Below are 12,010 nucleotides of genomic sequence, written 5' to 3' on the forward strand. Positions count from 1 at the left end.
CTTATCCGGCGGGGAGGCGCAGGCGTACCATCAGGCCGCCGAGGTCCTCGCTCTCGTCCAACGTGACCGAGCCGCCGTAGATTTCCGCGACATCGCGCACGATGGCAAGGCCAAGGCCGGTGCCGGGCTTGCCGCTATCCAGCCGCACGCCGCGATCGAAGATGCGTTCGCGCGCGGCCTCGGGAATGCCCATGCCGTCGTCCTCCACGAGAATGTCGACCCAAGGCGTGCTCTGCACCACGGTGACGAACACGCTGCCACCGCCATATTTGGCGGCATTCTCGACCAGGTTGCCGAGCAGCTCGTCCAGATCCTGCCGCTCGACGCGGACGACGGCCGTCTGCGCGCCGTCGCGGTCGATGCGGACATCAGGGTAGAGGCGCTCGACGGCGCGCTCCACCGCTTCGAGGCTCGGCCACACCAATGTGCGGCTCTGCGCCGCGCCGCGCCGGCCGAGGGCACGGGCGCGGGCAAGATGGTGGTCGATCTGGCGGCGCATCGTCCCGGTTTCCCGCACCACCGTGGTGGCCAGGTCGGGCGACTGGGCCGTCGCGGCGTTCATCACGACCGTCAGCGGCGTCTTGAGCGCGTGGGCGAGATTGCCGGCGTGGCGGCGGGCTTCCTCCGCCTGCTGTTCGTTATGGGCGAGCAGCGCGTTCAATTCCTCGACCAGCGGCTGGACCTCCCGCGGGAGCGGCACGGTTACGCGGCTTTTCTCGCCATCCCTCATGCGCGCGATTTCGCGGCGGATATGGCGCAGCGGCCGCAGGCCGAAGAACACCTGCAAGCCGGCCAATATGATCAGCCCGACGCCAAGAATGACGAAGCTGTTGAACAGCGTGGCCCGCAGCGCGTGGATCTGCGCGTCCAGGCCCTCGCGGGCCTGCGCGACAATGAAGATCCACCGCGTATTGCTGCCCGGCAGGATTACGGTGCGAGCCATCAGGCGCAGTGGCTCGTCGGGGAACTGGTTGCTGTCCATCCCCTCGCCGGGATTGGTGGTCATACCCGGCGTGACGCGGATCGCGCGATCCCACAGCGAACGCGAGCGCCAATCTTCATGGCCCTGACCGCTGATCTGGTAATAGAGCCCGCTTGCCGGCTCCAGAAACCGCTGGTCGGCCAGCGGGCGGTTGAACAGTACTTCGCCTTCCGGGCCGATCTCCGCCGAGGAGATCATGGCGGTCAGCACATAGGACAAGCCGTCATCGAAGGTGCGCGTGACGGTGCTCACCAGCACCCGGTCGAGCGCCAGCGCGCCGCCGAGCAACAGCAGGCCGATCCAGATGGCCGAGATGCCGAGAATGCGGCGACTGAGCGATCCGGTACTGCGGCTGGAGGCTGGCGGGGGCGCCGTCTCCGCATCGTGCGGCGCCGGTTCAGCCAGCGGGGTCCTCCAGGCTGTAGCCCAGACCGCGAATGGTGGAGATCACATCGGCACCCAGCTTCTTGCGGATGCGCGTGACGAACACTTCGATGGTGTTGGAATCCCGGTCGAAATCCTGATCGTAGATATGCTCGATCAGTTCGGTGCGGCTCACCACCTTGCCCTTGTGGTGCATCAGATAGGAGAGCAGCTTATATTCCTGCGCGGTCAGCTTCACCGGCTCGCCGTTCAGTGTGACCTTGCCGGAGCGAGTATCCAGTCGCACGCTGCCGGCGATGAGCTCGGATGAGGCATTGCCGGACGAGCGGCGAATGAGCGCGCGCAGGCGGGCGATCAGCTCCTCGCTCTGGAACGGCTTGGCGAGATAATCGTCCGCCCCGGCATCGAGCCCGGCAACCTTGTCGGACCAGCTGTCCCGCGCTGTCAGCACCAGCACCGGCACCGCCGAGCCTTCCTTGCGCCAGCGGTCGAGCACGGTCAGGCCGTCGATTTCCGGCAGGCCAAGGTCCAGGATGATCGCGTCGTAGCTCTCGGTCGATCCCAGGAAATGGCCGTCCTCGCCATCGGTCGCCAGGTCGACGGCATAGCCGACGCCTTCGAGCGTGGACTTGAGCTGTTTGCCCAAGGTCGGCTCATCTTCGACGATCAGCAGACGCATGGCTTTTCCTTTCCGAATGAGGGAGCGTGCGCAGGCGATCCGGCCGGATCAGCGCGTCCGTCCGATGATATTGCCGGTCTTGCCGTCCACATCAACCCAGATGACCTTGCCATCCTGCTGGAGGAACTGCATCCGGTACACGCCTTCGCGAACGGATGGGGCGACGCCGACATATTGGGCGTCGCTGATCTCGCGCTCGACACGACGCTTGATGATCGAAAACGGCATCACCTCACCATCAAGCATGGCGCGCCGCGCCGCCCGCTGGTCATCGCCCCGCGCGAAGCTCTGCGCCGAAACCGGGAGGCTGGTGGCCGCCAGTGCCATCAGCCCGCCGAGCAGAAGAGAGGATGAAAGAGTTTTCATGATGCCGTGTTAGCCATCAAGCATTGAACAAGCGCTGAATGTCCCATCTGTCCCCCGTTCAGGGTTCCAGCATATACTGGACGTTGAGGGAAATCGAGGTGGCGATCTCACCGGGCTCGATCTTGGTCTGCGGCGCGGCTGCAGCAGAGTCGCGCATCGCCATCATCGGCATGGGCGGCGGCGCAAAACCGCCACCTTCGGAGATGCTCACCAGGCGCGCGGTGCGGAAGCCGGTCGCCTGCGCATACAGGTTTGCGCGGGCCTGAGCGGTCTTCAGCGCCTTGGTGCGGGCCTGATCGAGCAGCTTGTCTGGCTCGGCAATGCCAAAGCTCGGGCCATTGATGTTGGTCGCCCCGGCGGCGACCAGCGAGTCGATCAGATCGCCTGCGCTATCCAGCTTGCGGACCGCGACGGTGAGCTGGTTGCTGGCTTCATAGCCGGTGAAGCGCGGACCTTTTCCATCAGTGCGGTCGCTATAATCATATTGCGGGTTGAGGTTGATGCCGCTGGTCTGGATGTCCTTGCGGGCGATGCCAGCCTTCACAAGCGCGGCGATCAGCTTGTCCATCTGGGTGGCATTCTGCGCCATCGCATCCTTTGCTGACATCGCGCGGGTCTGCACGCCAGTGTTGATGGTCGCCATATCCGGCGCGCTGTTCACCGATTCACTGACGCTCAGGCTCAGCAGCGGGCCCTTGGCAGCCTGGGGTGCCGGCGGTTGCGGCTGGGCCGAGACGATCGCCGGCGTCATGAGAGCGGCAGTTGCAGCGAGCAGAATTGGCAAACGACGCATGGAACATTTTCCCTTTTGTGTGATGGCCATAGAAATGGGCTGAAGCTTCTGAACGCATCCTGACCCATCGAGTTTCTTCCCGTTCATCTGGCGCCTCAGCCCTTGCTCCCGCCGCCTGCATCTGTTTTAGCGCCTTGCCATGGCCCCGCCACTTCTTTCCTTCGAGAATCTCGGTCTCATCCAGGGCGCCGGCTGGCTGTTCCGTGGTCTGGACATTCATGTCGGCGAGCGTGATCGCCTTGCGCTGATCGGTCGCAACGGGGCAGGCAAGACGACGCTGCTCAAGCTGATCGCCGGCACGGTGGAGCCGGACGAGGGCAAGCGCTCGGTCGTGCCGGGGCGCCATGTGGTGATGCTGGAGCAGGACCCGGATGTCTCGGCCTTCGCGACCCTGCATGATTTCGCCACGTCTGGCGCCAAGGCGCCGGCGGCGCACGAGGTGGAAGCGATTGCCGACCAGCTTGGCATCGATCTCTCCCGCGCGGCATCAACAGCATCGGGCGGCGAACGGCGGCGTGCGGCGATTTGCCGGGCACTGGCGAGCGAGCCCGATATCCTGTTGCTGGACGAGCCTACCAACCATCTCGATATCGCCGCGATCACCTGGCTGGAGGATTGGCTGACGCGCTTCAATGGCGCATTCATCGTCATCAGCCACGACCGGACATTCCTCACGCGCCTCACCCGGTCGACGCTCTGGCTCGACCGAGGCAGCCTGCGGCGGCAGGAGATCGGCTTTGGCGGGTTCGAGGCCTGGATGGAAAAGGCCTATGCGGACGAGGCCCGCGCGGCCGAGAAGCTCGATGCCAAGCTGAAGATCGAGGCGCACTGGCTGGAGCGCGGCGTGACTGCACGGCGCAAGCGCAATCAGGGGCGGCTGGCCAAGCTCTGGGAGATGCGTGCCCAGCGCGCGGCGATGATCGGCCCGCAGGGCGGCGCCAAGCTGGAGGTCACCGCCAACGACACCAAGACCAAGAGCGTGATCACCGCCGAGCATGTCACCAAGCAGTTCGGCGACCGCGCGGTCATCAAGGATTTCTCGATCCGCATTCAGCGCGGCGACCGTATTGGCATCGTCGGCGGAAACGGGGCCGGCAAGACGACGTTGCTGCGCCTGCTGACCGGCGATCTGCAGCCGGATACCGGCACCATCACGCTGGCCAAGACGCTGGACGGCATCGTCATCGACCAGCAACGCTCGCTGATGCAGCCGGACAAACGGGTGCGCGATGTGCTAGCCGAGGGCGGCGACTGGATCGACGTGCGCGGCGTGCGCAAGCATGTCCATGGCTATCTCAAGGATTTTCTGTTCGATCCCTCGCTGGCAGAGGCGAAGATCGGCACGCTTTCGGGCGGCGAGCGCTCGCGCCTGCTACTGGCACGGGAGTTCGCGCGCGAATCCAACCTGCTGGTGCTGGACGAGCCGACCAACGACCTCGACCTCGAAACGCTCGACCTGCTGCAGGAAGTGATCGCCGATTATGATGGCACGGTGCTGATCGTCAGCCATGATCGCGACTTCCTCGACCGCACGGTGACGGTGACGCTGGGACTGGATGGCTCGGGCCGGATCGATGTGATCGCCGGCGGCTATGCGGACTGGGAAGCCAAGCGCCAAAAGCCCAATGCGGCGGGCAAGCGATCAGCTGCGAAGGCGGATACACTGGCTGCGCTTCCGCCCCCCAAGGCGGCGAAGCTCAGCTACAAGGACCAGCGGGATTACGATCTGCTGCCGGGGCAGATCGAGGCGCTCGAGGCGGCGATTGCGCGCGATGAAGCCGCGCTCGCCGACCCCGATCTCTATACCAAGAACCCCAAGCGCTTCGCCGAGTTGAGCGCGACGATCGAAAAGGCGCGCGCGCAGAAGGATGCGGCCGAGGAGCGCTGGCTGGAGTTGGCCGAGCAGGTCGAGGCCCTGCAGGGTTGAGCCCGGCAAGGGTTGCGTGGCGTTCGGCTGTCTTTGACCAGATCGCCCCGATCAAGATTTTCGACGTGCCCAGCCATGGTCGGCGGGGACGTTGTCGCCGACGAGCATTCAGATGACCAGCACTCAACCGATTCGGGGAATTCTGCTCTGCGCCGCCGCTTTGCTGCTGTTCGCGGCGCTGGATACGACCACGAAAGTGCTCACCGCGCATTTCGAGGCGCCGGTGATCGTGGCGGCGCGTTTCATAGGCAACCTCTTGTTGATGCTCGTCGTCATGGCGCCGCGCGGCGGGCGGGAGATGGTGCGCACGACGCGCACCGCGCTCGTTTGGCTGCGTGGCTGCTGCCTCGCCTGTGCCTCCGTGCTGATGGCGCTGGCGCTCACCCGCATGCCGGTCGGTGAAGCGACGGCGATCATGTTTCTGGCGCCGACGCTGGTCGCGCTGGGCGGGGGGCTGCTGCTCGGGGAAGAGGTCGGGCTGCGGGGCTGGGGCGCTGTGTTGCTCGGGCTGGCCGGCGTCGTGCTGATTGCGCGGCCAGGTGGCGGGCTGGATGTCGTGGGCGTCATGCTCGCTTTGGGTGCCGCCATGCTCAATGGCACCTATCAGCTGATGTCCCGCACGCTCGCGGCGACCGAAAAAACCTTCGCGCTGCTCTTCTACAGTGCCGCCGTGGGCAGCCTCGTCTTCGGCGCCGTGGCGCCCTTCTACTGGGCGGGGCGGATGCCGACGCTGCTGGAAGGCGCGCTGCTGGCGTCGCTGGGCTTGTGGGGCGGGGTGGGACATTATCTGTTCACGGCAGCCTTTCGCCACGCCCCGGCTTCGACCCTGGCGCCGATCACCTATCTGCAGGTGCTGTGGGCGACGGTGTTGGGCTGGATCGTGTTCCGGCATGTGCCCGATCCGGTGGCGATAATCGGAATGCTCACGATCGGCAGCGCCGGCATGTTGATCGTGTTGAAGCGCCGCCGCCGGACTCCGCCCGCAACAGTGTGAACGCACCCGCCCGTATCAGCCCTCCGAGGTGGCCGAAACCTCATAATGGATGATCTGCTTGTCGCCGATGCCGAGGTCAACCCATGTGGCCCGCCAGTCCTTCATGTGCTGGCTCGCGGCGTGGGCCTGCTGGGCCTCGCGGTCGCGAAACACCTCGAAGATGCGCAGAAGACCGGGCTCCCCGAGATCCTCGGCGAAGCTGTAGACGATGCAGCCCGGCTCCGCGCGGCTGGCCGCGACCATCCGCGCGATCACCAGACGCGCCGCCGGCAGGTTCTCCGGCGGCAAGCGAACGGTCCCGGCGAGGATCAGCATCAGCGGATCGGCGAATCCGGGGCGAGGCGCATGTCGAGATAATTGTCGACGCTCATCATCAGCTGGTCGAGCTCATGCTCGAAGAAGTGATTGGCGTTGCGGATCTCGTCATGATGGATGGTGATGCCCTTCTGCGTGCGCAGCTTGTCGACCAGCTTCTGCACGGAGGCGGCGGAGACGACCTCATCGTTCACGCCCTGGACGATGATGCCGGAGGCGGGGCAGGGCGCGAGGAACGAGAAGTCGTACATGTTCGCCGGCGGCGCGACCGAGATGAAGCCGCGCACTTCCGGCCGGCGCATCAGCAGCTGCATGGAGATCCACGCACCGAACGAGAAACCGGCGATCCACGTCGTCTGCGCTTCCTGGTGGAAGCTCTGGATCCAGTCGAGCGCGGCGGCGGCATCGGAGAGCTCGCCGATGCCATTGTCGAACACGCCCTGCGAGCGACCGACACCCCGGAAATTGAACCGCAGCGTCGCGAAACCGCGCTTCACGAAGGTCTTGTAGAGTGCCTGCGTGATGCGATCGTTCATCGTGCCGCCGCCCTGCGGGTGCGGATGCAGGATCAGCGCAACGGGCGCACGCGGGCGGGGCGGAGGGCTGAAACGACCTTCGAGACGGCCTTCGGGACCGGGAAAAATGACGTCGGGCATGGCACCTGAGACTTGAAATGGGAGCGGGCGACCGAGACTGGCCGACGACGCGGGACGGGCGCTTATATAGGCGGAAGCGCGATTTTCGCAATGTTTCTGGTTGAGGGCGCCCGCTTCAGCCCCCGAACCAGCCCAGCGCGGCGGCGGTGAGGGGGTTCGTCGGGTCCAGCAGCAGCTTGGTGGTGAGCGCGAGGGACATGACGATCAGCAGAGGCCGCGCGATTCCGGCGCCGAAGCGGATCGCGAGATAGGCGCCGAATTGCCCGCCTGCGATGCTGCCGACGGCCATGGCAAGGCCGGTGATCCAGAGCACATGCCCGCCGATGATGAAGACGATCACGCTGGAGAAATTGCTGGCGAAATTGAGCAGTTTGGTATGGGCCACGGCGCGGATGAGGCCCAAGCCGAACAGGCCGACCAGCGCGGTGGTGAAGAAGGAGCCGGTGCCGGGCCCGAAAAAGCCGTCATAGCCGCCGATGATCGCCGCTGTGACGATGAGCACGAGCGGGCCGAAGCGGCTGTGCCTGTCCTCATCGCTCATGCGTGGCGAGAGCAGGAAATATAGCACCATCGCGATCAGCAGCATCGGCAGCAGCGCGGAGAGAAAGCCGGAATCAATCCGCGTTACCAGAAACGCGCCGCCCGCAGAGCCGATAAATGACGCCAGCGCCGGCATGGCGAAGCGGCGGAAATCAATATGTCCGCGCCGGGCGAAGGCGATGACGGCGCCGCACGTGCCAAAGCTGCTCTGGAGCTTGTTGGTCGCCAGAGCGGCCACGGGCGGGATCCCCGCCGCCAGCAGCGCGGGAATGGTAACGAGGCCGCCGCCGCCCGCCATGGCGTCGATGGTCGCAGCGAGAAACGCCACCGCCATGAGGATTAGGATGATGTCGAAGGCGGGATCCATGTCTTCGCATATCAGGTCTGTGCTGCGCCGCAACATGGCTGATTGCACCAGAGGGCAAATCCATTTGCCGCGGCGCGGCGGGCCTGTAGGGAAGGGGCGATGAGCCGACGCATCTATCTCGATCATGCCGCGACCACGCCGCTGCTGCCGCAGGCTCGCGCGGCGATGCTGGCCGGGTTCGATGCCTGGGCCAATCCCTCGTCGCCGCATGCTGCCGGTCGACAGGCGCGCTCCATGCTGGAGGATGCCCGCCGCCGCGTGGCGCAGGCGCTCGATTGGGATGGGCATGTGCTGTTCACCGCCGGCGCGAGCGAGGCACTGGCCATCGCGTTGACCCGCACAAAGGCGTCTCCCTTGCTGGCAGGGGCAAGCGAACATGATGCTGTTCTGCGCCACATCCCGGAGGATCGCCGGCTGCCGGTCGATCATGACGGGATCGTGTGCCTGCCCGATGCCATGGCGCAGGGCACGCTGATCGCGATCCAGCAGGTCAATAGCGAGACCGGCTTGATCCAGCCGCTGGAGGCGTTCGCCGAGCGCATCCACGCGCAAAACGGCCTGCTGCTGGCCGATTGCAGCCAATCGGCTGGGAAGATGCCGCTTCCGAAAGGTCCGGACCTGATCGTTCTGAGCGCGCACAAGCTGGGCGGACCGATCGGCATTGGTGCGCTGCTGGTACGGGATCTGACGCTGCTCAGCCCAAGCGGCGGGCAGGAGCAGGGCTACCGCGCCGGCACCGAGGCCATGCCGCTGGCGCTAGGCTTTGCGGCGGCGCTGGAAGCCCCGCGCGACTGGTTGGCTGACGTCGCCGGTTGGCGCGAGCGGATGGACGCGGCTATTCTCGCAGCCGGCGGTGAGATCGTGGCGGGCGCCTCCCCGCGCTTGTTCACCATCGCCAGCTACCGAATGCCCGGCGTGTCCGCGCAAGCGCAGCTCATCCGCTTCGACATGGCCGGGATTGCGGTGTCGGCGGGCAGTGCCTGCTCGTCGGGCAGCTTGCGCACCAGCCATGTGTTGGCGGCCATGGGTTGGCCGCAGGCTGAGGCCGCCGAGGTGATCCGTGTCACTATGGGGCATGATACGTGCGCGGCCGACATTGACGATTTTCTCACTGAGTGGCAGGCCATCGCGCACGGGAACGCAAGACGATGATCTACCTCGATTACCAGGCCACCACGCCGCTGGCGCCGGAGGTTGCGGATGCCATGGTGGCCGCGATGGATCATTATGGCAATCCGAACAGCGCGCATCGCATCGGCCGCATTGCGGCGGCGGATGTCGAGCTGGCGCGGGGCCGCATCCTCGATGCGCTGGGCCGCGCGGATGGCCGCCTGATCTTCACCAGCGGCGCGACCGAGGCGCTGAACATGGCCATTATCGGCGCCGCGCGGGCCGCTCCGCACAGCCGGCGACGGGTGGTGACGGTGGCGACCGAACATGCCGCCGTGCTCGATACGGTGATGGCTTTGCGCCGCGAGGGTTTCGAACCGGTAATCGTGCCGGTGAATGCCGACGGGCTGGTCGATCTGGAGATTGCCGAGGCGGCGATCGACGAGCGAGCCGCCCTGCTTGCGGTAATGCAGGCGAACAACGAGATCGGCGTGGTGCAGCCACTCGACCGGCTGTTCGTGATCGCGCGCGCGGCTGGCGTGCCGACATTGTGCGACGCCGTGCAGGGTTTTGGCCGACTTGCGACTCCTCAGGCGGACCTGATCGCGATCAGTGCCCACAAGATCTACGGCCCCAAGGGCGTGGGCGCTCTGTGGCTGCGCGAAGGGCTCGACCTGCCGCCGCTCATGCATGGTGGCGGGCAGGAGCAGGGGGTGAGGCCGGGGACGCTCTCGCCCATGCTGTGCGCGGGCTTCGGTGTGGCCGCGCAACTGGCGGCGCAGCGCCGCTATGCCGACCTCGCCCATGTCGAAGCGCTCTGGACGCGCGCGCTGGAGCTGTTTGCGGATTGGCACCTCAATGGTACCGGCGAGGCGCGCTATCATGGCAATCTCAATCTCCGCCGGGCGGGGCTGGACGCGGCGCGGCTGATCTCGGACGTGCGGACGGTCGCCGTTTCCCTCGGGTCTGCTTGCGCAAGCGGGTCCGGCCGGCCGAGCCATGTGCTCAAGGCCATGGGCCTTAGCGATGCAGAGGCGCGCAGTTCCTTGCGGATCGGCATGGGGCGCTACACCAGCATGGCCGATCTGGAAGAAGCCGCGAGCCTGCTCAATCAGGCCGCCGACGCACAGGGAGTGCCCGCATGACCTTAGTCCGCTTCGTCAGCGCCAATGGCGAACATGTGCAGGAAGTGGAGGCCAGCGCGGGCGACATTCTGCTCGACGTGGCACAGGCCGCCGGTCAGCCGCTGGAAGGCACCTGCGAGGGGCAGATGGCCTGCTCCACCTGCCATGTGATCGTGGACGCGGAGGACTTCAGAAAGCTCCCCCGCGCCAGCGAGGATGAGGAGGACATGCTCGATCTGGCCGCCTCCACCACTCGGACAAGCCGGCTCTCCTGCCAGATCGTGCTGAGTGACGCGCTGGAGACGCTGACCGTGCACATTCCCGCCGAGAGCCGGAACATGCAGGGGGCGTGAGCGCTACAAGGTCCAGCTCGTGACCTCCATCTCCCGTCATTCCCGCGAACGCGGGAATCCAGGGGCGTCACGCAGTTCGGTTGGGCCATGGATTCCCGCGTTCGCGGGAATGACGGGGTGTTATGGCTTCGATCGGTTCGTGCCGGAGGCCATGCCACAGGGCCATTTGAATAGCTGGAGGGCGGAATGCCGTCTCCATCCGCTTGCATTTCCCGCCTCATGCCGCCATATGCGCCGCGGAAGTCGGGCGGACGTAGTCTTCGCCAACCTGGTCAGGTCCTGACGGAAGCAGCCACAACGAATTCGCTGCGGGTCGTTCCGGCTTCCACCTACCTCTCATCACAACGTCCTTGTTCTGCAGCGTCCTTCTGCTTGCGGGCACGCGCGCGGACTTGCCGGGGGCAGGATAGGGCGTCATGGGCATGGCGTCATAGGCAGGCCGCGCTTTCGTGGCTGAGCGGCGCGCGCGAAAGGACTGAGTTCATGGCCGGCAGATCCCGAACCATCGTCTATCTCATGCTGGTGCTGGTGATGCTGCTCTGGTCCGGCAACTCCGTGGTTGCGCGAGCGATCCACACGGAAATGCCGCCTTTCACACTGGCCTTCTGGCGCTGGAGCGGCGCGACCCTGATCGCGCTGCCGGTGGCGTGGCGCTATTTGCGGCAGGACTGGCCCGTGGCCAAAGCCAATTGGAAGATCATTCTGTTCCTCGGCGTGATCGGCGTCGGCTGCTTCAACGCCTTCATGTATTCCGGCCTGCAATATACGACGGCGGCGAACAGCCTGCTCATCCAGGCAGCCATTCCTGCGTTGGTGCTGCTGTTCGACTTCCTGTTCTTCCGCAATCGCCCGCGCGCCATGCAGGTGGTCGGCGTGATCATGGCAGCCGCCGGGGTGCTTACGATCATCCTGCAGGGCAATCCGTCGGCCCTGTTCTCGATGGTGTTCAACCGGGGCGATCTGCTGGTGCTGTGCGCGGTCAGCCTCTGGTCGCTCTACACGGTGTTTCTGCGCCTGCGGCCGAAGATCCACGGGCTGAGCTTTCTGGCGATCACCGCGTTCATCGGCGTGCTGTGCATGGCGCCGCTGTCCGCTTATGAACTGGCACATGCGCGGGTGATCATGACGCCCGGCGTCGCGGCGGGCGTCGCCTATGTCATCCTGCTGCCCTCGCTGGTCGCCTACTTTCTGTTCAACCTGGCGGTGGAGCAGATCGGGGCGGGCGATGCGGGGCAGGTGATCAACCTGCAGCCGGTGTTCGGCGCGCTGCTCGCCGCGCTGCTGCTGGACGAGCCGCTGCATGGCTATCATCTTGCCGGTATGGGCCTGATCTTCATTGGCATCGCGCTGCCCTTCCTGCGGCGATCCGTCCGCGCCCCGATCGCGCATTAACTTCCGGCGCGAGTGCGGCTAGAACGAA

Annotated in this window: 13 protein-coding genes and 1 other RNA gene; 7 read left to right on the forward strand and 7 right to left on the reverse strand. The window is 65.7% G+C overall.

Going from position 1 to position 12,010, the window contains the following annotated elements; all coding sequences use genetic code 11:
• Position 1: 1 nt before the first annotated feature.
• The 4 genes from M2333_RS01925 to M2333_RS01940 all read right to left on the reverse strand — a co-directional run bounded on the left by M2333_RS01925 (position 2) and on the right by M2333_RS01940 (position 3,204).
• Positions 2-1,306 (reverse strand): sensor histidine kinase, encoded by a 1,305-nt coding sequence (locus M2333_RS01925; protein WP_181561478.1) that lies wholly within the window; start codon positions 1,304-1,306, stop codon positions 2-4.
• A gap of 73 nt (positions 1,307-1,379) precedes the next feature.
• The gene (locus tag M2333_RS01930; protein WP_181560281.1) at positions 1,380-2,045 is read right to left on the reverse strand and encodes a response regulator transcription factor; all 666 of its coding nucleotides are present in this window, start codon (positions 2,043-2,045) and stop codon (positions 1,380-1,382) included.
• A gap of 48 nt (positions 2,046-2,093) precedes the next feature.
• Entirely contained in the window at positions 2,094-2,411 is a 318-nt protein-coding gene (locus M2333_RS01935; RefSeq protein WP_264594090.1) for a hypothetical protein, read from the reverse strand.
• Positions 2,412-2,469: 58 nt separating this feature from the next.
• Positions 2,470-3,204, reverse strand: coding sequence for an SIMPL domain-containing protein (locus M2333_RS01940; protein ID WP_264610693.1), 735 nt, complete (start codon positions 3,202-3,204; stop codon positions 2,470-2,472).
• A gap of 139 nt (positions 3,205-3,343) precedes the next feature.
• On the opposite strand from M2333_RS01940, the gene M2333_RS01945 reads away from it, so the two are divergent.
• Together M2333_RS01945 and M2333_RS01950 are read left to right on the forward strand one after the other, a co-directional pair.
• The gene (locus M2333_RS01945) at positions 3,344-5,131 is read left to right on the forward strand and encodes an ABC-F family ATP-binding cassette domain-containing protein (protein WP_264594092.1); all 1,788 of its coding nucleotides are present in this window, start codon (positions 3,344-3,346) and stop codon (positions 5,129-5,131) included.
• 112 nt (positions 5,132-5,243) lie between these two features.
• On the forward strand, positions 5,244-6,125 hold the full coding sequence (locus tag M2333_RS01950; RefSeq protein WP_264573334.1) for a DMT family transporter: 882 nt from the start codon (positions 5,244-5,246) through the stop codon (positions 6,123-6,125).
• Positions 6,126-6,140: 15 nt separating this feature from the next.
• Here the strand turns inward: M2333_RS01950 and M2333_RS01955 are convergent, their stop codons facing one another.
• From M2333_RS01955 to M2333_RS01965, 3 genes are all read right to left on the reverse strand, one after another.
• Positions 6,141-6,440 carry a putative quinol monooxygenase gene (locus M2333_RS01955; RefSeq protein WP_264610694.1) on the reverse strand — a complete coding sequence of 100 codons (300 nt, stop codon included), beginning with the start codon at positions 6,438-6,440 and terminating at the stop codon, positions 6,141-6,143.
• Complete coding sequence (locus M2333_RS01960; RefSeq protein WP_181560275.1) at positions 6,440-7,096, reverse strand: alpha/beta hydrolase; 657 nt, start codon at positions 7,094-7,096, stop codon at positions 6,440-6,442. The genes M2333_RS01955 and M2333_RS01960 overlap by 1 nt, the downstream gene beginning before the upstream one ends.
• 115 nt (positions 7,097-7,211) lie before the next feature.
• Positions 7,212-8,003: a TSUP family transporter gene (locus M2333_RS01965; protein ID WP_264610695.1), complete on the reverse strand. Its 792-nt coding sequence runs from the start codon at positions 8,001-8,003 to the stop codon at positions 7,212-7,214.
• A 99-nt stretch (positions 8,004-8,102) separates the two neighbouring features.
• Here M2333_RS01965 and M2333_RS01970 point away from each other — a divergent pair, with 99 nt between their 5' ends.
• From M2333_RS01970 to M2333_RS01990, 5 genes are all read left to right on the forward strand, one after another.
• Positions 8,103-9,155: a cysteine desulfurase family protein gene (locus M2333_RS01970; protein WP_264610696.1), complete on the forward strand. Its 1,053-nt coding sequence runs from the start codon at positions 8,103-8,105 to the stop codon at positions 9,153-9,155.
• Positions 9,152-10,258, forward strand: a complete 1,107-nt coding sequence (locus M2333_RS01975) for a cysteine desulfurase family protein (RefSeq protein WP_264612543.1) — start codon at positions 9,152-9,154, stop codon at positions 10,256-10,258. The genes M2333_RS01970 and M2333_RS01975 overlap by 4 nt, the downstream gene beginning before the upstream one ends.
• The gene (locus M2333_RS01980; RefSeq protein WP_264585505.1) at positions 10,255-10,590 is read left to right on the forward strand and encodes a 2Fe-2S iron-sulfur cluster-binding protein; all 336 of its coding nucleotides are present in this window, start codon (positions 10,255-10,257) and stop codon (positions 10,588-10,590) included. The genes M2333_RS01975 and M2333_RS01980 overlap by 4 nt, the downstream gene beginning before the upstream one ends.
• A gap of 235 nt (positions 10,591-10,825) precedes the next feature.
• An RNA gene (ffs, locus tag M2333_RS01985) (signal recognition particle sRNA small type) lies at positions 10,826-10,923 on the forward strand.
• Between the two features lie 150 nt (positions 10,924-11,073).
• Positions 11,074-11,982: a DMT family transporter gene (locus tag M2333_RS01990; protein WP_264575311.1), complete on the forward strand. Its 909-nt coding sequence runs from the start codon at positions 11,074-11,076 to the stop codon at positions 11,980-11,982.
• Positions 11,983-12,010 lie beyond the last annotated feature (28 nt).

The organism is Sphingobium sp. B11D3B (assembly GCF_025961735.1).
Taxonomy (GTDB): Bacteria; Pseudomonadota; Alphaproteobacteria; order Sphingomonadales; family Sphingomonadaceae; genus Sphingobium.